Raw genomic sequence first — 24,576 nt, 5'->3', positions numbered from 1 at the left:
CCCGCGGGCGCGCGCTCAGGGCAGCGTGAGCAGCCGCGCGGCGGTGTGCAGATCGGCGCGGACCTCGGCGATCGACGCCCGCCCGGAGAGCCAGGAGACCAGCGCCGAGTGCCAGGTGTGCTCGATCACCCGGACGGCCGCACGCTGGCTCTCGGTCGGCGGCCCGGACTGGCCGATCGCGTCCAGGATCAGCTGCCCGGTGGCCGAGCTCACCTGGTCCACCTCGGCGCTCACCGAGCGGTCGGCGAACGACAGCGCCCGCACCATCGCCTCGGCGAGCAGCGGTTCGCGCTGGAGCGCGTGGAACGCCCGGGTGAGCGTCTCGGCGACCCGCGAGGCCGCGTCCTGCTCGGCCGGCGGATGCCGTCGGACCTGCTCCTGGAGGCCCTGCAACTGCTCCAGCATGACCGCGACCAGCAGATGGACCTTGGACGGGAAGTACCGGTACAGGGTGCCGAGCGCCACCTGCGCTCCCTCGGCGACCTCCCGCATCTGCACCGCCTCGTACCCGCCGCGGGCGGCCAGCCCGGTCGCGGCCCGCAGGATCCGCCGCCGCCGTTCGGCCTGGCGGGCGGTCAGCGGCGGGTCGGCGGACTGCCCGGCGGGCCCGGGGGCGGCGGCGGGCACGGAGGTGACGGGCGGTGGCAAGGGTGCTCCCGGGGCGCGAGAGTGACGGGGGGTGCTCCGGCCGGTCCGGCGGACGCTCCGGCAGTGCTCCGGCGTGGCGTGAATCACCAGCCCTGGCATCTGAGGAGAAGCTACGGGCCGGTATCTTCGAGGTCTCTCATTGTTCACATGGTCACGGGCGAACTCCACACCGCACTGAAACCTGATCTACTTTAGCGACCGGCAGCACAGACTTCAGCAAGGACGGGAGCCGACGATGACCGCGCAGCCGCTGCGGATTGCCCTGCTGTCGTACCGCGGCGACCCGTTCTGCGGCGGCCAGGGCGTCTACGTACGGCACCTCTCCCGCGAGCTGGCGCGCCTCGGCCACCACGTGGACGTGATCGGCTCCCAGCCCTACCCCGTCCTGGACGAGGTCGAGGGCCCCGGCTCGGTCCGCCTGGTCGAGCTGCCCAGCCTGGACCTCTACCGCGCCGACGACCCGTTCCGCACCCCGGGCCTCGCCGAGTACCGGGGCCCGGTGGACCTGCTGGAGTTCGCCACCATGCGCACCGGCGGCTTCCCCGAGCCGCTGACCTTCTCGCTGCGCGCCCGTCAGTACCTCGCGCTGCACAAGGGCCGCTACGACGTGGTGCACGACAACCAGACCCTCGGGTACGGGCTGCTCGGCCTCGCGCGGCACGGCTTCCCGCTGGTGACCACGATCCATCACCCGATCACCGTGGACCGGCAGCTGGAGCTGGACGCGGCGCCGAGCCTGGCCCGCCGGCTGTCGCTGCGCCGCTGGTACGCGTTCACCCGGATGCAGCGCCGGGTGGCCGCCCGGCTGGACAGCATCATCACCGTCTCCGGCACCTCGAAGCGCGAGATCGCCGAGCACCTGGGCGCCTCGCCGGGCGCCGTCTCGGTGGTGCCGATCGGCGCCGACACCCGGCTCTGGTCGCCGTCCGAGCGGGTCGCCCGGGTGCCCGGCCGGATCGTCACCACCTCCAGCGCCGATGTCCCGCTCAAGGGCCTGGTCCACCTGGTCGAGGCGCTGGCCAAGGTCCGCACCGAGCGGGACGCGCACCTGGTCGTGGTCGGCAAGCCGCAGAAGGAGCGGGGGCCGGTCGCCGAGGCGGTGCGCCGCTTCGGGCTGGAGCGGTTCATCGAGTTCCGGCACGGCCTGACCGACGGGGAGCTGGTCGACCTGTACCGCTCGGCCGAAGTGGCCTGCGTGCCGTCGCTCTACGAGGGTTTCTCGCTGCCCGCCGCCGAGGCGATGGCCACCGGTACGCCGCTGGTCGCCACCACCGGCGGGGCGATCCCCGAGGTGGCCGGGCCGGACGGCGAGACCTGTCTCGCGGTGCCGCCGGGCGACGCGGGTGCGCTGGCGGCGGCGCTCGGCCGGCTGCTGGACGATCCGGCGCTGCGTCGCACGCTCGGTGAGGCCGGGCGCGAGCGGGTGCTCGCCCGGTTCACCTGGGAGCGGGCCGCCGCGCTGACCGCCGACAGCTACCGGGCGGCGATCGCCACCGGTGCCGGGCGGCGGGCCCGGTCCGGTCCGGGCTGGCGGTACGTGGCCTGACGGGTCGCCGGACCCGTCCGCGTCGGACCCGCCCCGGGCGGATCCGGCGCTCCGCCGGACTCGGCCGGCCCGGCCGGGACCGGCCCGGCGTCACAAACGTTTGGTACCAGAGGAATGGGAGCCCGCAGTGCTGACCGTTGATTTCTCGCGCTTCCCGCTCGCCCCCGGCGACCGGGTGCTCGACCTGGGCTGCGGCGGGGGGCGGCACGCGTTCGAGTGCTACCGGCGCGGGGCCCGGGTGACCGCCCTCGACCAGAGCGCCGAGGAGATCGCCGAGGTCAAGAAGTGGTTCGCCGCCATGGCGGAGGCCGGCGAGGCTCCGGAGGGCGCGTCGGCGGTCGCGATGGAGGGCAACGCGCTGGCCCTGCCGTTCGAGGACGAGTACTTCGACAAGATCATCATCTCTGAGGTGATGGAGCACATCCCCGACGACAAGGGCGTGCTCAACGAGATGTTCCGGGTGCTCAAGCCCGGTGGGCTGCTGGCCGTCACCGTGCCGCGCTGGCTGCCCGAGAAGATCTGCTGGGCGCTCTCCGACGAGTACCACGAGGTCGAGGGCGGCCACATCCGGATCTACCGGGGCGACGAGCTGCTCGACAAGCTCAAGGACGCCGGTCTGGAGCCGTACGGCACCCACCACGCGCACGCGCTGCACTCGCCCTACTGGTGGATCAAGTGCGCGGTGGGGGTGGACAACGACAAGGCGCTGCCGGTCAAGGCCTACCACCAGCTGCTGGTCTGGGACATCGTCGGCACCCCGGTGATCAGCAAGCTCACCAAGGCCGCCGAGAAGGCCCTCAACCCGGTGATCGGCAAGAGCTTCGTCGCCTACGCCTCCAAGCCGAACCGCGCCGAGCCCGTGGCGGACCTCGTCGAGCCCGCCACCGGCCGCGCCGACGAGGCGGCGGACCGCGCCGACGCCGGGCGGGCGGGCGAGTGACCGCCGCCGTCCCCGAGGCGCTGCTGCTGGACGGGGTGCTCGACGCCGAGCAGGCCGCCCGGACCGTCCGCAGCATCCTCGCCGAGCAGCAGGACGACGGCGCGATACCGTGGTTCACCGGCCACCACCTGGACCCGTGGGACCACACCGAGGCCGCGATGGCCCTGGACACCGCCGGCGAGCACGCCGCCGCCGAGGCCGCCTACCGCTGGCTGGCGGCCCACCAGAACCCCGACGGCTCCTGGTACGCCGCCTACGCGTACGGGCAGGACGTCCCGGACGGCACGGTCTCGGACGCGGCCAAGGAGACCAACTTCTGCGCCTACGTGGCGGTCGGCGTCTGGCACCACCACCTGAGCACCGGGGACGACGCGTTCCTGGACTGGATCTGGCCGGTCGTGCGGCGCGCGCTCGACTTCATCGTCGGCCTGCGGCTGCCGGGCGGTCCGATCTCCTGGCGGGTGGACGAGCACGGCGAGGCGCCCGACGAGGCGCTGCTGACCGGCTCCTCCAGCATCCTGCACGCCCTGCGCTGCGGTCTGGCCGTCGCCGACTACCTGGAGGAGCCGCAGCCCGACTGGGAGCTGGCGGCCGGCCGGCTGCGGCACGCCATCGCGCACCACCCCGAGCGGTTCCTGGACAAGGACCGCTTCTCGATGGACTGGTACTACCCCGTGCTCGGCACCGCGCTGCGCGGCCGGGCCGCGCTGGAGCGGATCGAACGGGACTGGGACCGCTTCGTCGTCCCCGGCCTCGGGGTGCGCTGCGTCAGCGACCGCCCCTGGGTGACCGGCGGGGAGAGCGCGGAACTGGCCATGGCGCTCTGGGCGGTCGGCGAGTCCGACCGCGCGGTCGAGATCCTGCGCTGGATCCAGAAGCACCTGCGGCACAGCGACGGCTCGTACTGGACCGGCTACGTCTTTGAGGACGACGCCATCTGGCCCGAGGAGCGCACCACCTGGACGGCGGGGGCGCTGCTGCTGGCCGTCGCGGCGCTCGGCGGCGACCCGGCCACGGTGACGGTCTTCGGCGGTGACCAGCTGCCCACCGGGCTGGTGGTCCAGGACTGCTGCTGAACGGCCGCCGCTGACCCGCCCGCACGCCGCGGCGCACGCACGACGAACACGTACGACGAAGGGGCGGGACCGGATCAACTCCGGTCCCGCCCCTTCGTCGTGCGTGGCGGTGCGTCAGCCGCGCTGGATGCCGCTGGTGTCGGCCAGCAAGCCCTGGGAGCCGTCCTGGAGCTGGGCGACCAGCGCGGCACCGCGCTGCTCGACCGCCAGGTACCAGGTGCCCGGGACGAGTTCACCGACCGGGGCGCCGGCCGGGTTGTCCTTCGGGGACAGCTGGCGCGGCGCCGGGACGGCGAACCAGAACGGCGCGAAGTCGGGCGCCGGAGCCTGCTGGGCCTGGGCCGGCTGCGCCTGGGTGGGCGCCGGGGCCTGGTGCGCGGCCTGCTGCTGGGCGGCGTCCTGCGGCTGGCCGGCCTGCGGGGCCGGGTAGCCGTAGCCGCCGGGCTGGCCGCCGAACGCGGGCGACTGCACCTGCTGCGGGTCCTGGCCCGGGGCCGGGTAGCCGTACTGGCCGGGCTGGCCCGGCTGGCCCGGCTGCGGGGCCGGGTAGCCGCCGGGGTAGCCCTGCGGGACGGCCGGCTTGTCGGTGACCAGCGGGGCCTTCAGCGCGGGCACCAGCGGACCGGCCGCGGCGGCACCGGCGAGGACCAGGAGCGAGATGACGGCCAGCCAGGCGCCGAAACCGTGGTCCAGACCCTTCGGGCCACCGCCCAGGGCCCAGATCGAGGTCCAGAGCGCGGCGACGGCGAACGCGATGCCCCACTGGTCCAGCCGAAGGCCGAGCACCTGGCGGGTGGCGGCGGCGGCGCCCTGGAAGCGCTGCACCAGGATCAGCACGGCGGAGAGGATGCCGAGCAGGAAGACCGAGGGTAGCACGGGGAACAGGACGCTGTCCCAGGCGTTCTGCGACGTGTCGCCGCAGTACCTGCCACTGCAGTCCACGGTCCAGTACGGCAGGAAGGAGGCGATGAAGAGCAGGACGGCCGCACCTGCGACGGCGGCGTCTCCCCTGGTGAGAGCGCGCAGATTCACTAACGTTCCCCTCGTTGGTGTGTCGTGGACGGCGGTTATCTCGCGGTCGGCTGACCGGTCCGGAAAACTCCGAACGGACCAGAAGCCTAGGGCCAACCGCCTCGCGGGTGCACAGCGGGCTCGGGAATGGGGCGAAGTCGTTGCAAACTGCGCGCGCCCGGTCCCATGCTGTCCACCTTCCGGCGGCGCGGGCCGGGCCGCCCGGGCCGGCTACCGCGTGGTCAGAAAGGCCGTCAGTGCGTCGGCGATCCCCTGGGCGGCCTGCTGGCGCCACTGAGGGTCCGTCATCCTTTTGGCGTCGGTCGAATTGCGCATGTTACCGCACTCGATGAACACCTTGGGCACGGTCGAGAGGTTCAGCCCGCCGAGGTCGGATCGGGTGTCCAGGCCCTGGCTCGCGATGTAGTCGGCGTACGGCTCGCCCGTCGCCGCGTGGAAGCTGTCGCGCAGCAGCAGGCCGAGCCGGTGCGAGGGCGCGACGATCGCGGAGTTGTCCGCCGTGCCCGCGACGACCTTGGCGGGCATGATCACGTGGAACCCGCTGCCGCCGGGCGGGCCGCCGTCCCCGTGCACCGAGACCGCCGCGTCGGCGTGCGTGGTGGCGCCCGCCTTCGCGCGCGCGTCGATGCACGGGCCCCAGGACTGGTCGCCGTCCTGCACCAGGACGACCGTCGCGCCCCGGGCGGTGAGGATCGCGCGGGCCCGGCGGGAGACGTCCAGGGTGTACTCGGCCTCGCTGTACCCGGCGTTGGTGGAGGTGCCGGTGGTGTCGCACTCCTTGCGGGCGTTGCCGATGTCGACCTGACGGTTGATCTCGGCGGTGTGCGCGGCGTTGCCGGGGTTGTGGCCGGGATCGAGCAGGACGGTCCGCCCGGCCAGCGCGGTGGCGGACCCGGCGCTCTCCGAGGCCGTCGGAGCGGTCGTCGGGTCGGCTGTCGGAGCGGCCTGGGCGGCCGTCGGCGGGTCGGCCGACGCGGTGGGGGCCCCCGACGGGGAGGTGTCCGCCGGTGCGGAGAACGGCGCCGCGGAGAACGGCCCCGACGGCGGGGCGGCGGCCCCGGCGGCGTGGGCGGCCCCGGTGTCGTCCCGGCCGCGGTCGGCGACGGCCTGCCAGCCCAGCCAGCCGGCCAGGCAGAGCGGCACCAGGACGGCGGCCACGGTGGTGGTGCGCAGCAGCCGGGAGCGGCGCGGCGGTTCGTCGTGCGGAGCGGCGGTGGTGCGGGTCACGGGTGGTTCAGATCCTGTCCTGGGTGCGCGCGGTCAGGCCGTACGGGTCGGCGATCGCCTTCCACTTCGTCACGAAGTCCCGCTTCGCCTGGGTGGCCTGCGGGTTGAGCTCGTCCGCGTGCTTCTTGTCGGCGGTGTTCGGGGCCGAGCCCGAGCAGCCCTGGGCGGAGACGGCGCGGGCCCAGCTGGCGTACGCCCGGTCGATGTCGGCGGACAGCTGCCAGGCGGACTTCAGCGACTGCACCGCGTCCGCGCCGCCGGGCAGGTCGGTGACGGTCAGCGTGGCGAGCTTGGCGAGCAGCTGGTCGCGCTGCTTGGCGCCGCTGTCGAAGACCTGCGCGGCGCTGTCGATGTCGGCCTTGGCGGGGCAGCTGCTCACCTTGGCGACCGCGCTGCCGATGGGCGCCTTCGCGCTCTCGCCCTGGGTCAGCAGCTCGTCCAGGGCCTTGGCCTGCTCCGGCGCGCCCGGCCCGGCCGCGCCGGCGGTCGGGCTCGCGGAGGCGGACGCGGTGTCGGTGGCGGCGGGGCTCGGCGCGCCGGACGATCCGTCGGGGCCCGGTGCGGGCGGCGGGTTCCCGGCCGTGCTCTGGCCGGCGCTCGCGGAGGGAGCCGGGGCGGCGCTCCGGTCGGCCGGGTCGTCCTTGCCCTTCGCGGCCCACAGGATGCCGCCGCCGAGGGCCAGGACGAACAGCAGCGCGAAGGCGATCAGCAGTGGCGCGCGCCGGTTGGCCGGGCGGTCCTCGGCGTCGAGGTCCTCGTAGTCCGTGGCGTAGTCCGGCTGCTGGTACGGCGGGTACTGCTGGGCCGGGTACCCGGGGTACTGCTGGGGGTACGGGCCGGCGTCGTACGGGGGCTGGGCCTGCGGCTGGGCCGGGGGCGGCGGCGGGTAGCCGTAGCCGCCGCCGGCGGGGCCCTGGGGGGCCGCGTGGCCCGGGAAGCCGGACGCGGGCGGCTGCGGTCCGGTGGGCGGGGCGGGGTGGCCCTGGCCACCGGCCAGGTACGGGCGGGCGGCCAGCGGCGGGCCCTGGTCGCCGACGCCGCCCGCCGTGGGCGGCTGCGGCGGGAAGGGCGACGGGCCGGGCGGCTGCGGCGCCTCGCCGGGGCGGCCGGGCGCGGGAGGAACCGGCCGGGCGGCGGCGGGCGGAGCGGCCGGGGGCTGGGCCGCGCCGGGGGCGGGCTGCTGCGGTCCGCGCACCCAGCCGCCGGCGCCGCCGCGCGCGGTCGGATCCCAGACCGCCGGAGCGGTGTTCTGCTGGTCCGTCATTGCTGGCCCCCACCGTCCGCCCGGTCGCTCTGCCTGGTGCTGTGCCGCTGTCGTCGGCGCGCGTGCGCCGCGCGGACACCGTACCGTTCGAACCCCCGCCCGACAGCCCCGGCACGACGTTAGAGCATCCGTGATCGGCTGGGGGGCCGGTCCGGCGATCTCGTCGGGCCGCCCCGGCGTTCGAGCGCGGCGTTCGACGGCGGCGCTCGAAGGGCCGGGCCGGGCGGGGCTCAGCGGCCCGGTCGCTCAGCCGCGGGAGCGGCGCAGGACCCGCAGCGAGCCGGTCACCGAGACCTCCTCGAAGCCCTCGGCGAGCGCCCGCAGGTAGACCCGGTACGGCGCCTGGCCGCCGTCCGCCGGGTCGGGGAAGACGTCGTGCACCACCAGCAGGCCGTCGGGGGCCAGGTGGCGGGCCCAGCCCTCGTAGTCGCCGGTGGCGTGCTCGTCGGTGTGGCCGCCGTCGATGAAGACCAGGCCGAGCCGACCGCCCCAGAGCGCCGCGATCTGCGGCGACCGGCCGACCAGGGCGACCACGTGGTCCTCCAGCCCGGCCGCGTGCAGGGTGCGGCGGAACCGGGGGAGCGTGTCCATCCGGCCCACCTCCTGGTCCACCAGCGTCGGGTCGTGGTACTCCCAGCCGGGCTGCTGCTCCTCGGAGCCCCGGTGGTGGTCGACGGTCAGCGCCACCGTGCCCGCCTCCCGGGCGGCGGCGGCCAGCAGGATCGCCGACCGCCCGCAGTAGGTGCCGATCTCCAGCACCGGCAGCCCGGTCCGCCGGGCCGCCGTCAGCGCCGCCGCGTACAGGGCGAGGCCCTCGTCCACCGGCATGAACCCGGTCGCGCCCTCGAAGGCCGCCAGCACCTCGGGTGCGGGGCGCGGGTTCTCCAGGAGGTCGGACATGGTGCAGCTCCCTTGCCGGGTGATTCGGTGCTCGTGCTCGCCGTCGGACCCTACTGGACGGTAGGCCGCGGCGCCCGTCCCGGGCGGATCCTCAGCCGGCCAGCAGGGTGCGCGCGATGCGGACGCGGTGCGGCGCCAGCTCGGCGGCGATGGCGGCGGTCTCGGCGGGCGTCGTCGTGACGGCGGCCGGCAGCTCGGGGCCCCGGTCGAGGAGGGCGAGCCGCAGGTGGGTCGGCGGGTGGGTGGGGTCCACCGCGCCCCGCTCCAGGGCGGAGCGGCGCAGCAGGCGCTCGTGCTCCAGCGCAGGGACGTCGGCGGCCTGGTCGCGCAGCCGCTCCCAGAACGCCTCGGGGGCGGTCGCCGGCCGCGTGGACGGCGCCGCCGGGGCGGGCTGCGGACCGCGGCGCGACGCGCGGGGCCGGCTCTGCAGCTCCGCGCGTGCCCGGGCCGCCGCCGTCTCCACCGCCCGGCCGAGCAGCAGGGTCCGCAGCAGGCGCCGGGCCGCCCCGGTGGACGCGGTGCGGGCGGCCAGCGTGTCCGCGTGGTACTCGGCCTGCTGCCCGGCGCGCGAGGTCAGCCGGTCGAGCAGCCGGAGCACCGCCAGCAGCAGCCGGGCGACCCCGCCGAGCAGGACGACGAGGAGCAGGTCGGTGAGCTGGAACAGCAGCTCCAGCCCCACCGCGTCCCGGTAGTGGCCGCGCGGGCGGGTGAGGTCGTACCAGTGGGCGAGCGCGTGGATCGCCGAACCGAGCCAGAGGCCCTGCCGGTGGTCGCCGTTGACCCGGTGGCCGAACTCGTGGCCCAGCAGGGCGATCCGCTCCTGCTCACCGAGCACCTCCCAGAGCGGCAGGCCCAGGGTGAGCACCGACCGTCGGCGCAGCCCGACCGCCCCCATGCTCGCGTTGAACGCGCCGTCGACCCGGATCACGCCGACCGGCCCGGCGCCCACCTCGGCGGCGACGCGGTCCGCCAGGCCGTAGAGGGCGGGCGCCTCGGCACGGTCCAGCACGCCCTCGCCGCGCGGGGTCCGGCCGAGCCGGGGCCGGAGCAGGACCACCAGGCCGAGCACGGCCGCGCCCAGACAGCGGAGCGGGGTGTTGCCGGTGACGAGCAGCCACAGGCCCCAGCCGCACAGGGCCGCGGTGGCCAGGTGGACCACGCCGGCGATCAGCGAGGCGGCCAGCCAGGCCCGCTGCCCGACGGTGGCCGGCCGACCGGCCGCGATGTCCTCGTAGAGCCGGTCGGTCCGGGCCGTCGCGGCCGCCGCGTGCCGGGCGGCCGCGACGGCCCGGCGGGTGGTGGCGGGCGCGTCCGCCGGCTCGGGAGACAGGTTCCATTCGCACTGCGGGCACCAGACGGCGAACCGGGGGTCGGCGTCGACGGGGGCGGCGCAGCGCGGGCAGTCCTGCGGTGCGGCGCCGGTGGCGGCGGGTGCGTCCGGGGTGGTGGCGGTGGGCGCGGCCCCGGCGGGCGTGGGTCTGACGGGTGTGGACACGGCGGGTGATCATGCCAGGGGCGCGACGCCGGAGGCCAACCGTGTCACGGGCCGGTGGTCCCGGGCCGAATGGAACGTGTTCTACTCCGCCCGGGTGCGTCGTGCCAGAATCGGCCCCGACCACCGACCGAGGCGAACCGGGAGCAAGCTCCATGCGCGCAGCCATCCTGCACAAGACCGGCCAGGACACGCTCGACGTCCGCGACGACGTGGTCGCGACCGGCTTCGGCCCCGGCAAGGTGAGGGTCCGCCTGCGGGCCGCCAGCCTCTGCCACTCGGACCTGTCGGCGATGAACGGCGTCCTGCCGCAGCCCGCGCCGTTCGTTCCCGGCCACGAGGGCGCCGGCGACGTGGTGGAGGTCGGCGAGGGCGTGGCCGACGTCCGGGTCGGCGACCGCGTGGTGCTCTGCTGGATGGCGCCCTGCGGCCGCTGCGCCCACTGCGAGCGCGGGCGGGGCCACCTCTGCGTCGCGAGCCTGCGCCGGCTCGGCGCGCCGGGCTTCCGGTTCGGCGGCGACGGCGTCTCGGGGGAGCCGGTGGAGGCCTCCGGCTTCTACGGCACCGGCGCGTTCGCCGAGGAGGTGGTGGTCGACCGCGACGCCGTCATCACCGTCCCCGCCGACCTGCCCTACGAACTGGCCGCGCTGATCGGCTGCGGGGTGACCACTGGCATCGGCGCCGCCGTGCACACCGCCCGGGTCGAGCCCGGGGCCTCCGTCGCGGTGATCGGCGCGGGCGGCGTCGGGATCGCCACCGTGCAGGGCGCCCGGGTCTGCGGCGCCGGCCGGATCGCCGTGGTGGACCCGGTCGCCTCGCGGCGGGAGCGGGCACTGGCCTTCGGCGCCACGGAGGCGCTGGCACCCGAGGAGCTGAAGGCCGCCGCGAAGGCCCTGCCGGGCGGCGGGTTCGACTACGTCTTCGAGGCGGTCGGCCGCTCGGCCACCGTCCGGGCCGGGTACGACGCGGCGCGGCGCGGGGGCGCGGTCGTGGTGATCGGCGCCGGCGCGCAGGACGACCGCGCGCAGTTCACCATGGGCGAGCTCTTCTTCAACGAGAAGCGGCTGCTGCCCTCGCTGTACGGCGGTGCCTCCGTGCCGCGCACCATGGCACTGGTGGTGGAGCTGTGGCGGGCCGGGCGGATCGACCTCGCGGGCATGGTCACGCACCGGGTCCCGCTGGCGGACGTCAACGAGGCCCTCGCGCAGATGCGGGGCGGCGAGGCGCTGCGCACGGTCGTCACGCTGGACTGAGCGGCGCGGGCGTCGGCGGTGGAGCCGGGACCGGGACCGCCCGGGAGGCCGCCGTGACGCGACAGGGCCCGCCGGCGCACGCGGCGGGCCCTGTCACGAAGGACGGCGGGGCTGGGTCAGCCCCGCGCGGCGCCCAGGCCGAGGCGGTGGCGGCCGTGCGGATCGGCCTCGGGCCTGTCGTCGGGGGCGGAGGGGCCCCGGTGGCGACCGTGCGACGCGCTGTCCTCGGCCGTGGTCCCGTCGGCGTCGGTCCCGGTGATCGCGGGTCCGGTGGTGTCGGTGAGGGTGTCGGACATCAAAATCGTCTTCCGTGCGAGGGGCGGGTGGTTCGGCGCCGGCTGGCACCGCGGACGCGGTCGGGCGCGTGACCGGGCGCCTGGACCGCGCCAGGGCCGGTGATCACGGCCCGCGCCCCGGCCACCCTAACGGCCGGAACGCGCGGGATCCTATCGAGATCACGAGGGGCACCCGGGGAGCGGCGCGGGCGCCCGCGGACCGGACGGGCCCAGCCGGTGGCCGACCGGTTCGCGGTAGCGCGGCGGCAGGCCCAGGAGGTCGCCGTGGCGGGGGTGACGAGACCCGTGCCGGGAACGGGCGGCGCCGCCCCCGCCTGTCCGGACAGGCGGGCGCGGCGCACGCGGATCACCGGTCGACCGGCCCCGCGACTAGCTGATCGTGAAGATCAGACAGGTCAGGATGAGGCAGGTGTACTGGCAGCCGCCGCCGTGGCCGGTCAGCTCGACGGACTCGGTCTCGGGCAGCTCCTGCAGCGCCGCGAGGTCGGTCTCGAAGTCCACCATGTTCTCCATGATCGGGTCCTCCCCTTGTTCTGCCGCCCGCCGCGACCTGCGGTACGGGCGCTCGGTGTGTTCCCGGAACGGCCTCCATCCGCCGTCCCGGGTACCGCCCCGGGCCGTCGGGCCCGGGAGTCTGTGAGATCGGGCGGCTAGCCCGGCCGACCGGTGCGCAGGAAGCCGGCCAGCAGCTCGTGCAGCACGGCCGCGCCCTCCTCGGCCAGCACCTCGTGTCCGGCCCCGGCCGCCTCGACGTACCGGAAGTCGGCGCCCTCGGTGCGTCCGATCCGCAGCAACTCGTGGCGCAGCGCGCGGGACTGGCTCACCGGGACGACCTCGTCCCGGTCGCCGTGCACCATCAGCAGGGGTGCGCGGAGCCGGTGCGCGAGCTGGAGGACGTCGCGCGGGCCGCGGGCGTCGGCGATCGACTCGCCGCCGCCCAGCCGGGTGGTCAACGCCCTGACCGGGGTGGCCGCTTCGGCCAGCAGTCGGGCGCCGGACAGGAACGGTGCGACCACCGCGCAGCGCGCGACCTGCTCGGCCGGCGCGTGCGCGGCCGCCAGCAGGGCGAGGAACGCGCCGTAGCTGACGCCGAACAGGGCCGGTGGCTCCAGGCCGAGGGCGGCGCGCTGGCCCGCGATGCCGTCCAGCAGGTACAGGACGTCGTCGAGGTCCGGCCCGCCCCAGGCGCCGCGGATGGCCAGCGCGTGCGCCACCCCGTAGCCGGTGGAGCCGCGCTGGTTCGGCGCGATCACGGCCAGGCCGCCGGCCGCCATCCGCTGCAGGGCGGGGTCGAACTCCAGCCGCCAGGCGTCGGCCGGGCCGCCGTGCAGGGCGAGGACCAGGTGCGGGCTGCTCAGCCAGGCGTCTCCGCCGTACACCACGGCCTCCAGCGGACCGGCCGGTCCGGCCAGTTCGATGCTCTGCGCGGAGTGCCAGCGCCCGCCGTCGCCCGGCGGGGTGCTGCCGTCCAGCTGCCAGCCGGCGGGCGAGCCGCGGGAGGCCCGCGATCCGCCGGGCTGCCACGGCAGGGCGGCGTCCCGCCAGGGGCCGGGCAGACCGGAGCCGAGCGGCGCCAACTGCAGGGGCAGCGGCACCGGTCCGGGCGCTGCCGCGATCGGACCGTGCGCCAGCAGCGTGTCCACGTCCAGGGTGGCCAGGGCGGCCGGGTGCTCGGGCGAGGAGTACGGCATGCGCAGCCCCGCGTCCGACCAGTGCCCGACCGCGCCGAGCCGCCCGGGTGGCACCGGCAGCGGGTCCAGCCGCCCGGCGGCGGGCCGCCACACGGCCAGCGCGGAGCCGGCGCCGTGGTCGATCTGGACGACCACCCGGGCCCCGTCCGGGGTGGTGCGCAGCGCCACCGGCCGCAGGAACATGCCCGCCACGTACAGGCATTCGGGGAACCGCAGCGGCTCGCCGCCGCCGAGCAGGCCCCAGCCCAGCCGGTCGGTGCCGGGGGCGTCGCTGCGCACCATCGCGAAGCGGGTCTCCGGGTCGTACAGGACCAGCCGGTCGTTGCTGCGCTCGCCGATCTCCAGCAGCGGGGTGACCGTGCCGGTGCGCAGGTCCAGTACGACGGTGCGCACGACGCCCGCGTCGACCCGGTCGAGCGCCAGCAGGGCCCCGGTGCGGTCCAGCCAGACGCCGCCGCCGTGCAGGCCGGGGATCTCGGCGACCTGCCGGGGCTCGCCGCCGTCGGCGTACACCAGCCAGACCGTGGTGCCGGGCCGGGTGTCGGTGCCGAGCGCCAGCGCGACCGGGGTGCGGGTGCCGTCGGGCGGTGTGGCCGCGGGGAGCGGCAGCAGCCGCATCCCGGGCCGCCTGAGGGTGGCCACCGGCCGTTCCACGGTGACCGGTTCGCTGCCCGGCGCGGCGGCGGAGAGCGTCACCAGGTCGTGCCGCTCGCCGTCGTGCCGGCAGACCAGCACCGAACCGTCCGGCAGGGCGACCAGCTGGCAGCGCAGGCTCTCGGCGCGGTTGCCGGGCAGGGCCAGGGCGGTCGGTGCGGCCGGACCGGAGGCCGGCAGGGACCAGCTCTCGGCGTACCAGCCGCCGTCGGCCGCGGAGGCCAGGCAGGCGGCGTGGCTGCCGTCGGTGGCGAAGGTGAAGCTGAGGCGGCGCAGGGCCTGCGTCGCGGAGCGGACGGCCACGTTCACGAGGTGCTCACCCCGTCGGATCCGGGGGGCGGTCCGCCGGCCCGGGTGGGCGGCACCGGGTCCACCCAGAGCCGGGGGCCGCCGTGCCGCAGGCGCAGCAGGAAGGCCAGCGCGCCCGCCGTCCCGGTGCCGTACGCGGCCGCGCAGCCGGTGCCGGTCTCGTCGGGCAGCACCAGCAGGCCGTCGCGGAGCGCCGATCTGGCGGCGATCAGCTGGGCCAACTCCTCGGCCCCGGAGCGGAATTCCGGCTCGCCGGTGGCGGCGGCCAGGTCCAGCAGGTACTCGCCGTTGCCGGCCAGGCCGTGGCAGGCGCTGACGCCGCAGTGCCAGCGCCCGGCCAGCACGGCCCGGCCGGCGGCGAGCGCGAGTTCGTGCGCGGTCCCGTCACCGGTGGCCTGCCAGAGCCGGAGCAGGAACGTCCCCGCGCCGGAGGATCCGCTGCACCAGTGCGCCAGCCGGACGTGCTCCGGGTCGCCCGCGCCCTGTGGCCACCAGGCCGTCGGGCGGGTGTCGGCCCGGTCACCGCTCCCGGCCACCGCCGCCTCGCCGTACCACCCGTCGTTCGGTCCGTCGAACGGCCCGCGGTGCTGTCCGCCGTACTGTCCGCCGTGCTCCCGGCGGACGGTGGCGGCGAGCGTGCGCCCGGCCTCGGCCGCGCCGTCGAGCAGAGCCCGGTCGCCGGTGGCCCCGGCGGCGGCCAGCAGGAAGGCGCCGACGCCCGCGACCCCGTGGGCGAACCCGAGGTGGGTGATCCCGGCGAGCGCCGAGTCGAACTCCTTCGGCACCGGCCAGACCACCCCCTCCGGCGTGGGCCGGGCGGCGGCCAGCAGGCCGTGCCCGCAGCGGGCGGCCCGGGCGAGGAACTCCCCGGCCGCCCCGGGTGCGGCCGTCCGGGGGTCGGCGGCGAAGCGCAGCTGGAGGAAGCCCGCGCCGGCCGCGCCGTGGCAGACGTCCGGGTTCGGCCACTCGACGGCTATCCGGCGGGCGAGCCCGGCGGCGCGTCCGGCGAGGGCGTCGTCGGCCAGCGCCTCGGCGGCGTCCAGCAGGGCCCAGGCGGCGCCCGAGCGCCCGAAGTGCAGACCCGGCAGCACGACCGGCTCGGCGGCGCACCGGCGCTCGATCCACTCGACGGCCGTCCGCGCCGTCCGGCGGGACTCCTCGCGGACCTCCGCGGGCAGGCCGTCCGCCACGGCGGCCCGGGCGAGCAGGGCGAGGACGCCGGCGGCGCCGTGCTGCACGTTGCACGGGTCGGACCACTGCCCGGCGGGTACGGCGGGCCAGAGCCGGTCCCGCCGCAGCGGGGTGGCGGTGAGGGCGAGGTGGCGCAGCCCGTCGTGCAGCACCCGGTCGACCAGGGCGGTGGGGCCGGTGCGGCCGTCCGCCGGGCCGTCCACCGCGTCGTCCGCCGAGGCTGCGACGCCCCGGTCCGCCGGCGCGTCGGTCGCGCCCGTCACGTCGCCCGCGCCCGCCGGTCCCGCAGCGGCCGTGCTCCCCGCGCCCGGGTCGTCCGGGGCGCCCGTCAGGGCGTACCGCACCCGGGAGAGGCTCCAGCGCCGCTCCGGCTCCTGCGCCCGCAGCCCGAGCACCACCGGCGCGAGCCGCCGCGCGGTGGCGCCCGAGCGGGCGGCGAGGGCCAGCCAGCGGCCGAGACGGTCGGCGACCGGCCGGGCCCGCGGCAGGTCCTCGGGCAGCAGCGGGTCGTGACCGGTGGCGAGCAGGAAGAACAGCCCGCCGAGCGCGTACAGGTCGACCGCCGGCTCGGCCACGCAGGTGCCCTCCCGGACGGTGCGGCCGGCGCCCAGGGCGTCCCTGCCGAGCGAGTCCCGCCGCGACCGGCCCGCGCCCGCCGGGTCGAAGGGGTCCGGGACCAGGGCGAGGCGCCCCGGCCCCTGTTCGGGGGCCCGGTAGCCGGGGGTGCCGGCCGAGCCCGCCGCCCGGCCCGCCTCGGCGGCGAGCTCCAGGTCGACCAGCCGCAGCGACCCGTCCGGCCGTACCAGCACGTTGCCGGGGGAGAGGTCGCGCAGGACCAGCCCCAGCCCGTGCACCCGCTCGACCAGGTCGAGCAGGGCGTGCGCCAGCGGTCCGGCCTCGGCCCAGTCCACGTCGGGGCTGCCGTCCCGGCGCAGCCGGGCCGCCACCCAGCTGCCGAGCGGCTGCCCGGTGATGCGTTCCTGCACCAGGAACAGCGAGTCGTCCTGCTCGATCAGCTCGACCGGTCGTGGCGCCAGGCCCTGCCCCTCCAGCCGCGTCAGCAGCGCGGCCTCGTGCCGCAGCGCCGCCCGGGCGTCGGTGCCGGCCCGGTCCACCTCGATGTGCGCGCGGGCCTGCTTGACCACCACCTCGGCGCCGCCGTCGGTGTCCCGGCCCAGGAAGACGCCGCCCTTGGCGCTGTGCCGGATCGCCCCGGTGACGGCGTACCGTCCGGCCAGCAGCACCCCGCCGGTGCCGCGCCGGGGCGCCGCCGGCCGGGTCGCCCCGGGTCCGCGCCCCGGCGCCGTGCCGTCCCGCGGGGGAGCCGCCGGCCCCTCGGCCAGCGGGTCGCGTGCCCACGGCGGGCAGCGGTACGAGGCTCCGCGCACGTCCTCGACCCGCTCGCCGCCCGGCCCGCGCAGCATCGACCGGTAGCCGCCGTCGTTCCCCAGCTCGGCGCGGGCCGCGAAGGCGCCGTAGCGGTAGTGCACCCGGCTGCCCGGCCGGTAGGGGCGGTCGGAGAGCACCACCGGCCCGGGCAGGCCGTCGGTGGCCCGGTGCAGCGCGGCGGCCAGCCGCCGGAACTGCTCCGCGTCCGCCGGATAGACGGTGATGAACTTGCCCGCCGAACCCCGGTCGCTGTTGCGCGAGTTGATCTCGTGCAGCTGCTCCGGTCCGGCGGCGAACTTGAAGGTGCAGGGGTCACCGGCCAGTACCCCGGTGACGGCGGTCAGGACGGCGCGGCCGACCGCCGACGCCGCGCTGACATGGATCTTCCAGCCCTCGTCGGCCAGTTCCGCCGCGGCCGGCCCGGCCGTGCACCAGAAGCCCTCGACGGTGACCTCCCAGTCCCCGTCGCCTCCCCGGCCCCCGGCGCCGGCCAGTGCCGCCCGCGCCACCTCCGGCCACCCGCCGGCCGCATCCGGCCGGTGGCCCGCCGATCCGTTCCCCCCGGCCGTACGCAGCGATGTGCCCGCCCCCATCCGCATTCACATCCCTTCGTCTCGGCCGGCGCCCGCCGGTGCCCACTGCTCCGGCACCGCGCGACGCACGCCGGCGGCCTGATCGGTTTCTCGGAAGTACGGGAGCGCGGCCCTGCCGCGTCCGCCGCGGGCCGGTCCGACCTGGCCCGCATCCCGGCCGAGTGCCCTTCCGGCTCCCTGGCCGAGGCAACTCCCGTTCGCAGAAGTGAAGTTACTTTCGGTTTCCGGACGGGCTCAACGCGTAGCGGGTCACTTCACTCGTAAGGGTGATCTGGGCGTGGTTTCGAATATGTGCGAGCCGGCCGATGTGTGCGGTGCCCCCGCGTGGCCGGGCGGCCACGGCGTCCGCACGGCCCGTGTCCCGGCCCGCGGCCGCGCCGGCGGGCGCCCCGAGCGCTCCGAACGAGCCCCCCGACGGCGCCCCGGCGGCCGCTCGAACGCCCGGAACCGCAGGTTGACGCCGAGCCGCGGACCCCCGGGCCGGGCCCCGGGCGGCCCGGGCGCCCCCGCGCGCACGGTAGTCTCGACAGGTGCCGAAACTGTCCGACGTCATCACCGCGCTCGAAGAGATCTATCCGCCGCAGTGGGCGGAGTCCTGGGACGCCGTCGGCCTGGTCTGCGGAGACCCTCGGGCCGAGGTCCGCCGCGTGCTCTTCGCCGTCGACCCCGTGCAGACGGTGGTCGACGAGGCCGTCGAGTGGGGCGCCGACCTGGTGGTCACGCACCATCCCCTCTACCTGCGCGGCACCACCGGCGTCGCGGCCACCACGCCCAAGGGCCGGGTGGTGCACACGCTGATCCGCGCCGGCATCGCCCTGCACGTGGCGCACACCAACGCCGACCACGCCGACCCGGGCGTCTCGGACGCCCTGGCCGAGGCCGTCGGCCTGCGCGTCACCGGCCCGCTGGTGCCGGACCCGACGGACCCGCTGGGCCGGCGCGGCAGCGGGCGGATCGGTCTGCTGGAGCCGCCGCTGACCCTCGCCGCGTTCGCCGCCAAGGTCGCCGGGGGCCTGCCGGCCACCGCCGCCGGCGTCCGCGTCTGCGGCGACCCGGACCGCCTGATCGGCCGGGTCGCGGTGTGCGGCGGCGCCGGCGACAGCTTCCTCGCGCAGGCGCGCGAGGCCGGTGTCGACGCGTACGTCACCGCCGACCTGCGCCACCACCCGGCATCCGAGGCCGCCGAGGCGGCGCCGGTCGCACTGGTCGACGCCGCGCACTGGGCCACCGAGTGGCCCTGGCTCACCCTGGCCGAGCGGGCGCTGCACGGCGCCGCCGAGCAGCGGGGCTGGGCCGTGGAGACGAAGGTCTCCCACCGGGTCACCGACCCGTGGACCGCGCACGCCCCCATGTCCTTCACCGCCTGACCCGATTCACAGGAGCTCTCCGCTTGAACGCCGCGCCCGCCGACCAGATCCGCCTGCTCGACCTCCAGGCCATCGACTCGAAGCTCGACCAGCTGGCCCACCGGCGTCGCAGCCTGCCCGAGCACGCCGAGATCGACAAGGTCACCGCCGACCACACCGCGCTCAAGGACCTCGTGGTGGCCGCCCAGGCCCAGCAGGGCGACACCACCCGCGAGCTGACCAAGGCCGAGCAGGACGTCGAGCAGGTCCGCAGCCGCTCCGCCCGCAACCAGCAGCGCCTGGACTCCGGCGCGATCACCTCGCCGAAGGACCTGGAGAACCTCCAGCACGAGATCGGCTCGCTCGCCAAGCGCCAGGGGGACCTGGAGGACGTCGTCCTGGAGATCATGGAGCGCCTGGAGTCCGCCCAGACCCGGGTCACCGAGCTGACCGCGCGCCTGGAGCACTCCACCGTCGTGCTGACCGAGGCCGAGGCCCGCCGGGACGCCGCCTTCGCCGAGATCGACGCCGAGGCCGACAAGGTCAAGCGCGACCGCGAGGCCGTCGTCGCCGTCGTCCCGGCCGACCTGCTGAAGCTCTACACCCGGCTGCGCGAGCAGCAGGGCGGCGTCGGCGCGGCCCGTCTCTACCAGCGCCGCTGCGAGGGCTGCCGGGTCGAGTTCGCCGTCTCCGACCTGAACGCCATCAAGGCCGAGCCCAAGGACGCGGTCGTCCGCTGCGACAACTGCGGCCGCATCCTGGTGCGCACCGCCGATTCGGGCATCTGAGCCGATGGCGGGGCGCAGGTTCGTCGTCGAGGCCGACGGAGGCTCCCGGGGCAACCCGGGGCCGGCCGGCTACGGCGCGGTGGTCCGGGACGGCGACACCGGCCTGATCATCGCCGAGGCTGCCGGGTTCATCGGCCACGCGACCAACAACGTGGCCGAGTACAAGGGCCTGATCGCCGGTCTGAAGGCGGCCCGGGAGCTGGACCCGGACGCCTCGGTGGACGTCCGGATGGACTCCAAGCTGGTGGTCGAGCAGATGTCCGGGCGCTGGAAGATCAAGCACCCCGACATGCAGCCGCTCGCCGCCGAGGCCCGGGCGGTGCTGCCGCGCGGCCAGGTCAAGTACACCTGGATCCCGCGCGAGCGGAACAAGGACGCCGACCGGCTGGCCAACGAGGCGATGGACGCGGGCAAGGCCGGCCGGCAGTGGGAGCCCAGGGCGGCCGGGGCCGAGCGGCCCGCCGTCGCCGACGAGCCCCCGCTGGAGACCGCCGCGCCCAAGGCCGGCTGGGCGGCCGCCGCCGACCTCGGCACGCCGACCACCTTCGTCCTGCTCCGCCACGGCGAGACCCACCTCACCCCGGAGAAGCGCTTCTCCGGCAGCGGCGGCAGCGATCCGGAGCTCTCCGAGAAGGGCCGTTGGCAGGCCGAACGGGCGGCCGAGGCGCTGGCCTCGCGCGGTTCGGTCCAGGCCGTGGTCAGCTCGCCGATGCTCCGTACCCGGCAGACCGCCGAGACCGTCGCCGCCCGCCTCGGCCTGGAGGTCCGCTACGAGGACGGCCTGCGCGAGGTGGACTTCGGCGCCTGGGAGGGGCTGACCTTCGCCGAGGTGCAGGAGCGCCACCCGGAGGACCTCAACGCCTGGCTCGGCTCGGCGAAGGCCAAGCCGACCGGCGGCGGCGAGAGCTTCACCGCGCTCACCCACCGGATCGGCGTCGCCCGGGACAAGATCCTGGCCCGCCACCCCGGCCGGACCGTCCTGGTGGTGTCGCACGTCAGCCCGATCAAGACCCTGGTGCGGCTGGCGCTCGGCGCCCCGCCGGACTCGCTCTACCGGATGGAGCTGTCCGCCGCCTCGCTCTGCGCCGTCCAGTACTACGCGGACGGCAACGCCTCGGTCCGGCTGCTCAACGACACCGGGCACCTGCGCTGACGCCCCGGCGGCGGGCCCACCGGGGCCCGCCGCCGACGCCGTTCGGCGCGGCTCAGTGCACCTCGGTGACCACCACGTCCAGCTGCCAGGGCTTGCGGGCGGTGCCCTCGGCCGCGACCTCCACCCGGTGCCCCAGTCCGAGCAGCGCGTCCACCAGTTCGCCGGGCGTCTTCGGCTCGGCCCCCGCCACCAGCAGGTCACGGACCAGCCGGCCCTTGGTGGCCTTGTTGAAGTGGCTCACCACCGAGCGCTTGCCGTCGCGCTCCTGGAGCACCCGCACGGTGGCCGTCCGGGTCACCAGCTCACCGGCCGGCTTCCACGCCGCCGCGTACGCGGAACTGCGCAGGTCCAGCACCAGGCCGTCGGCCACCTCCGGCAGCACGGACGCCGTCGCGGCGCGCCAGTACGGGCCGAGGGCGCCCGGGCCGGGCAGCTTCACACCCATCGAGCAGCGGTAGGGCGGGATCCGGTCACCGATCCGGACGGCGCCCCAGAGGCCGGAGAAGACCAGCAGCGAGCGCGCGGCCCGGTCGTACGCGGCCTCGTCCAGGGTGGCCAGACCGAGGTTGTCGAAGAGCACGCCGGTGTACACCTCGCCGGCGGGCCGCGCACCGGCCGTCGGCAGCCCCGCGTTCCGGGCCACCTCGCCGCGCAGCCCGGGGCTCAGGCCGAGCACCCCGGCGGCGGCCTCCTCGTCCCCCCGGCAGAGGCCGACCAGGGACTCCAGCACCCGCGCCCGCGCCGCCGTCAGCCCGGGCAGCGACAGCGCGTCGAGCGCCACCGGAACGCCGTCCCCGGACGCGGCCTTGCCCTCCGAGGGCGGCAACAGCACCAGCACAGCGGACTCCTCAACATTTTGTGGCGGGCGAACCCCGCCACCCTACGCAAACCGGCCCGACCGCGGGTAACCCCGCTACCGCCCGGGCCGCGGGGGCGCCGCCGCGACCAGCGCCGCCCCGGCGCCGAGCGCCAGGCAGAGCGGCGAGTAGTAGCGCGCGTTCAGCCGCCTGAAGCGCTCCGTCCGTTCGCTCAGCACGCCGAAGACCAGCGGCCCGGCCGCCCCGCGCGCCAGCAGGACCCCCGCGACCGTCCGGACGCCGGCCCGGCGCACCCCGCGCGGCCCGACCGCCGGCAGCGCCCCGGCCTCGGCGCCGACCAGGTACGCCGCCGTGCCCAGCAGCCCCGCCACCGCCAGGCAGGCCGCCGCCGGCGGCACGCCCTCGCCGGTGCCGATCACGGTGTCCGCGAACTCCTGCGGCGACCGCGCCGGCCACGTCGTCACCGTCCAGAGCGCGTGCAGCGCCCCAGTCACCGCCAGCCCCCCGGCCACCGCCGCCCCCGTCACCCGTACCGCGTCCATCCGCCGAGCCCCCTTCCGCGTCCGATCGATGGGGCCACCCTACGAGCGCTTACGGAGAACCCGTTGGGCCGCCGCCCGGCCGCGGCATACGGTGGCACCGAAGGAGAGTGACGAGATGACCATGCGCCCCCTGGACCTGGTGCCCGGCGACGACGACGCGGTGGAGGAGTCCCTGCCGGTCCGGCTGCCCGCGGACCTGCCGCCGCGGACCCGGCAGGCCCTGGAGTTCGCGCTCCGGGCGGCGGCCCAGGCGGTGCTGGCCGGCCGGGTGCGGGTGACCGGAGCGTCCGGCCCGGACCGCGCGGAGCTGGCCTTCGACGTGCGGCAGTCCGAGCTGCCCGAGGCGCTGGCCGAGCGGCCGGCCGCCGGCAGGGAGGAGCGCCGGGCCGCCATGGTCGCCCGGATCCGCGCGGCCAACGCGGAGACGCTCGAGCGGCTGAAGGACCTGTGACCGGGCAGCGGCCCGGCGACGACGTCGAGTACCTCGACCTGGCGGACGTCAGCTACCTCGCCGGCGGCCCGGAGAACATCCGCGACGAGGGCGCGCTGCTCTCGGCCCTCGGCCGCCCGCGGGCGACCGTGTTCGGCGCGGACGCCTACCCCGACCTCTGGACCAAGGCGGCCGCGCTCGGCCAGAGCCTCGCCCGCAACCACCCGCTGATCGATCGGAACAAGCGCACCGCCTTCGAGGCGATGCTGCTCTTCCTCGACTACAACGCCGAGCCCTACACCGACCCGCACCCGGACGACGCCGTCGCCTTCGTGCTCCGCCTGGCCACCGGCGGCTACGACGACGCGGTGGCCCTCGCCGCCAAGGACCTCAGGGCCCTGCTCGGCCGCTGAGCGGGGGCGCGCCCGGCCGGCCCGGCGGCCCGGGCGGACGTCGGCGCGCCCGGCCGCCGACGTCCGCCCGGAATCACCCGATTCGCCCTACGCTGCCTGCATGCCACGCCGAAAACTGCGCGTCAAAGCCGCCGACTCGGCCCGGATCAACGCCGAACTGGCCGAGCTGCGCGCCCGCCTGGAGATCCGTACCGAGTGGCCGGAGGCCGTGCTCGCGGAGGCCGAGCGGGCCGCCGAGTCGCCCCGGCTGCCGGAGTACGACGCGACCGACCTCCCGCTCTTCACCGTCGACCCGCCCGGCTCCCGCGACCTCGACCAGGCCATGCACCTGGCCCACCGGCCCGGCGGCGGCTACCGGGTGCACTACGCGATCGCCGACGTCGCCGCCTTCGTGCGCCCCGGCGGCGCGATCGACGCCGAGGCCCGCCGCCGCGTCCAGACCCTCTACTTCCCAGACCACCGCGTCCCGCTGCACCCGGCCCGGCTCAGCGAGGACGCCGCCAGCCTGCTGCCCGGCGAGACCCGCCCGGCCCTGCTCTGGCAGCTCGACCTGGACACCGACGGCGCCGTCGTCCTCGCCGACCTGCGCCGCGCGCTGGTCCGCTCGCACCGCCGGCTCGACTACGACGACGTCCAGCGGGCCGTGGACGCCGGCGGCGCCGACGAGCAGCTCGCCCTGCTCGCCGCCGTCGGCCGGCTCCGCGAGGAGCAGGAGCGGGCCCGCGGCGGGATCAGCCTGCCCGTCCCCGAGCAGGAGATCGAGGAGACCCTGCACGGGTACGTCCTCGGCTACCGCGCGCTCGGCCCCGCCGACGGCTGGAACGCCCAGATCTCCCTGCTCACCGGGACGGCCGCGGCGGACCTGATGCTGGACGCCGGCGTCGGCCTGCTGCGCACCCTGCCCGCCGCGCCCGCCGCCGCGTACGAGCGGCTGCGCCGCACCGCCCGCGCGCTCGACATCACCTGGCCGGACGACCTCCCCTACCCCGACCTGGTCCGCTCGCTCGACCCCGGGGCCCCGCTGCACGCGGCCTTCCTCAACGAGTGCACCGGACTGCTGCGCGGGGCCGGCTACCGGGCCTTCGACGAGGCCCGGGGCCTGCCCGCCCCGGCCGACCCGGTGCACGCCGCGCTGGCCGCCCCGTACGCGCACTGCACCGCGCCGCTGCGCCGGCTCGGCGACCGCTTCGCCCAGGAGGTCTGCGCGGCCGTGGCCGCCGGCGAGGAGGTGCCGGACTGGGTCCGGGAGGCACTGCCCGGCGTCCCCGCCCTGATGGCGGCCGGGGACCGCCGCTCGGCCGAGGTCGAACGGGCCTGCGTGGACCTGGTCGAGGCGGAGCTGCTGGCCGGCCGGGAGGGCGAGGACTTCCCCGCGGTGGTCATCGACGTGGACGAGCAGCGGCCCGCGCGCGGCACCGTCCAGCTGCGCGAACCCGCCGTCCGGGCGCGCTGCGAGGCGGCGGGCGGGGCGGTGCTGCCGCTCGGCGGCCGGATCGTCGCCCGCCTGACACAGGCCGACCCGGCCACCCGCACCGTCCGCTTCGCCGCGCTCTGAGGCGTTCTGACGCGCGTTCCGACGCCCCCC

22 protein-coding genes are annotated in these 24,576 nt (G+C 76.6%); 10 read left to right on the top strand and 12 right to left on the bottom strand.

Translation table 11 applies throughout. From position 1 onward, the window contains the following. Positions 1–15 precede the first annotated feature (15 nt). The gene (locus tag ACZ4UX_RS09065) at positions 16–648 is read right to left on the bottom strand and encodes a TetR family transcriptional regulator (RefSeq protein ID WP_465706153.1); all 633 of its coding nucleotides are present in this window, start codon (positions 646–648) and stop codon (positions 16–18) included. 235 nt (positions 649–883) lie between these two features. On the opposite strand from ACZ4UX_RS09065, the gene ACZ4UX_RS09060 reads away from it, so the two are divergent. From ACZ4UX_RS09060 to ACZ4UX_RS09050, 3 genes are all read left to right on the top strand, one after another. Beyond that, on the top strand, positions 884–2,194 hold the full coding sequence (locus tag ACZ4UX_RS09060) for a glycosyltransferase family 4 protein (RefSeq protein WP_352289552.1): 1,311 nt from the start codon (positions 884–886) through the stop codon (positions 2,192–2,194). Positions 2,195–2,321: 127 nt separating this feature from the next. After that, complete coding sequence (locus ACZ4UX_RS09055) at positions 2,322–3,134, top strand: class I SAM-dependent methyltransferase (RefSeq protein ID WP_329487415.1); 813 nt, start codon at positions 2,322–2,324, stop codon at positions 3,132–3,134. Then, positions 3,131–4,210 (top strand): prenyltransferase, encoded by a 1,080-nt coding sequence (locus tag ACZ4UX_RS09050; protein ID WP_329487414.1) that lies wholly within the window; start codon positions 3,131–3,133, stop codon positions 4,208–4,210. The genes ACZ4UX_RS09055 and ACZ4UX_RS09050 overlap by 4 nt, the downstream gene beginning before the upstream one ends. A 114-nt stretch (positions 4,211–4,324) precedes the next feature. On the opposite strand, the gene ACZ4UX_RS09045 is transcribed toward ACZ4UX_RS09050, so the two are convergent. The 5 genes from ACZ4UX_RS09045 to ACZ4UX_RS09025 all read right to left on the bottom strand — a co-directional run bounded on the left by ACZ4UX_RS09045 (position 4,325) and on the right by ACZ4UX_RS09025 (position 10,128). Next, complete coding sequence (locus ACZ4UX_RS09045; RefSeq protein WP_465706152.1) at positions 4,325–5,242, bottom strand: hypothetical protein; 918 nt, start codon at positions 5,240–5,242, stop codon at positions 4,325–4,327. 210 nt (positions 5,243–5,452) lie between these two features. After that, positions 5,453–6,469, bottom strand: coding sequence for an N-acetylmuramoyl-L-alanine amidase (locus ACZ4UX_RS09040; protein WP_465706151.1), 1,017 nt, complete (start codon positions 6,467–6,469; stop codon positions 5,453–5,455). A 7-nt stretch (positions 6,470–6,476) separates the two neighbouring features. After that, on the bottom strand, positions 6,477–7,733 hold the full coding sequence (locus tag ACZ4UX_RS09035; RefSeq protein ID WP_465706150.1) for a hypothetical protein: 1,257 nt from the start codon (positions 7,731–7,733) through the stop codon (positions 6,477–6,479). 246 nt (positions 7,734–7,979) lie between these two features. After that, complete coding sequence (locus ACZ4UX_RS09030; RefSeq protein ID WP_465706149.1) at positions 7,980–8,633, bottom strand: class I SAM-dependent methyltransferase; 654 nt, start codon at positions 8,631–8,633, stop codon at positions 7,980–7,982. Between the two features lie 91 nt (positions 8,634–8,724). Further along, on the bottom strand, positions 8,725–10,128 hold the full coding sequence (locus ACZ4UX_RS09025; protein WP_465706148.1) for a M48 family metallopeptidase: 1,404 nt from the start codon (positions 10,126–10,128) through the stop codon (positions 8,725–8,727). 152 nt (positions 10,129–10,280) lie between these two features. Here ACZ4UX_RS09025 and ACZ4UX_RS09020 point away from each other — a divergent pair, with 152 nt between their 5' ends. Next, positions 10,281–11,378: an alcohol dehydrogenase catalytic domain-containing protein gene (locus ACZ4UX_RS09020; RefSeq protein ID WP_465706147.1), complete on the top strand. Its 1,098-nt coding sequence runs from the start codon at positions 10,281–10,283 to the stop codon at positions 11,376–11,378. Positions 11,379–11,494: 116 nt separating this feature from the next. Here the strand turns inward: ACZ4UX_RS09020 and ACZ4UX_RS09015 are convergent, their stop codons facing one another. From ACZ4UX_RS09015 to lanL, 4 genes are all read right to left on the bottom strand, one after another. Continuing rightward, positions 11,495–11,674 carry a hypothetical protein gene (locus ACZ4UX_RS09015; protein ID WP_329487407.1) on the bottom strand — a complete coding sequence of 60 codons (180 nt, stop codon included), beginning with the start codon at positions 11,672–11,674 and terminating at the stop codon, positions 11,495–11,497. Between the two features lie 369 nt (positions 11,675–12,043). After that, positions 12,044–12,187 carry a VenA family class IV lanthipeptide gene (locus tag ACZ4UX_RS09010; protein WP_153882823.1) on the bottom strand — a complete coding sequence of 48 codons (144 nt, stop codon included), beginning with the start codon at positions 12,185–12,187 and terminating at the stop codon, positions 12,044–12,046. A gap of 137 nt (positions 12,188–12,324) precedes the next feature. Further along, positions 12,325–14,328: a S9 family peptidase gene (locus ACZ4UX_RS09005; RefSeq protein WP_465706146.1), complete on the bottom strand. Its 2,004-nt coding sequence runs from the start codon at positions 14,326–14,328 to the stop codon at positions 12,325–12,327. Continuing rightward, positions 14,325–17,417, bottom strand: a complete 3,093-nt coding sequence (lanL, locus tag ACZ4UX_RS09000) for a class IV lanthionine synthetase LanL (protein WP_465706145.1) — start codon at positions 17,415–17,417, stop codon at positions 14,325–14,327. The genes ACZ4UX_RS09005 and lanL overlap by 4 nt, the downstream gene beginning before the upstream one ends. Before the next feature lie 614 nt (positions 17,418–18,031). On the opposite strand from lanL, the gene ACZ4UX_RS08995 reads away from it, so the two are divergent. From ACZ4UX_RS08995 to ACZ4UX_RS08985, 3 genes are read left to right on the top strand one after another with little or no spacing between them, the layout of a single operon-like run. After that, positions 18,032–18,868: a Nif3-like dinuclear metal center hexameric protein gene (locus ACZ4UX_RS08995; RefSeq protein WP_329487404.1), complete on the top strand. Its 837-nt coding sequence runs from the start codon at positions 18,032–18,034 to the stop codon at positions 18,866–18,868. A gap of 23 nt (positions 18,869–18,891) precedes the next feature. After that, positions 18,892–19,635 carry a zinc ribbon domain-containing protein gene (locus tag ACZ4UX_RS08990; protein ID WP_465706144.1) on the top strand — a complete coding sequence of 248 codons (744 nt, stop codon included), beginning with the start codon at positions 18,892–18,894 and terminating at the stop codon, positions 19,633–19,635. Positions 19,636–19,639: 4 nt separating this feature from the next. Further along, positions 19,640–20,788, top strand: a complete 1,149-nt coding sequence (locus ACZ4UX_RS08985; protein WP_465706143.1) for a bifunctional RNase H/acid phosphatase — start codon at positions 19,640–19,642, stop codon at positions 20,786–20,788. Between the two features lie 52 nt (positions 20,789–20,840). Here the strand turns inward: ACZ4UX_RS08985 and yaaA are convergent, their stop codons facing one another. Together yaaA and ACZ4UX_RS08975 are read right to left on the bottom strand one after the other, a co-directional pair. After that, complete coding sequence (gene yaaA, locus ACZ4UX_RS08980; RefSeq protein WP_465706142.1) at positions 20,841–21,626, bottom strand: peroxide stress protein YaaA; 786 nt, start codon at positions 21,624–21,626, stop codon at positions 20,841–20,843. Between the two features lie 75 nt (positions 21,627–21,701). Then, positions 21,702–22,148, bottom strand: a complete 447-nt coding sequence (locus tag ACZ4UX_RS08975; RefSeq protein WP_465706141.1) for a DUF3995 domain-containing protein — start codon at positions 22,146–22,148, stop codon at positions 21,702–21,704. 115 nt (positions 22,149–22,263) lie between these two features. Here ACZ4UX_RS08975 and ACZ4UX_RS08970 point away from each other — a divergent pair, with 115 nt between their 5' ends. The 3 genes from ACZ4UX_RS08970 to ACZ4UX_RS08960 all read left to right on the top strand — a co-directional run bounded on the left by ACZ4UX_RS08970 (position 22,264) and on the right by ACZ4UX_RS08960 (position 24,546). Beyond that, positions 22,264–22,599, top strand: a complete 336-nt coding sequence (locus ACZ4UX_RS08970; protein WP_352286915.1) for a hypothetical protein — start codon at positions 22,264–22,266, stop codon at positions 22,597–22,599. Beyond that, the gene (locus ACZ4UX_RS08965) at positions 22,596–22,991 is read left to right on the top strand and encodes a type II toxin-antitoxin system death-on-curing family toxin (RefSeq protein WP_352286918.1); all 396 of its coding nucleotides are present in this window, start codon (positions 22,596–22,598) and stop codon (positions 22,989–22,991) included. The genes ACZ4UX_RS08970 and ACZ4UX_RS08965 overlap by 4 nt, the downstream gene beginning before the upstream one ends. Positions 22,992–23,091: 100 nt before the next feature. Next, the gene (locus tag ACZ4UX_RS08960) at positions 23,092–24,546 is read left to right on the top strand and encodes an RNB domain-containing ribonuclease (protein WP_380391607.1); all 1,455 of its coding nucleotides are present in this window, start codon (positions 23,092–23,094) and stop codon (positions 24,544–24,546) included. The last annotated feature ends 30 nt before the right edge of the window (positions 24,547–24,576 follow it).

Source organism: Kitasatospora sp. NPDC028961 (assembly GCF_055564815.1).
This window is presented reverse-complemented; position numbering and strand designations above follow the sequence as displayed.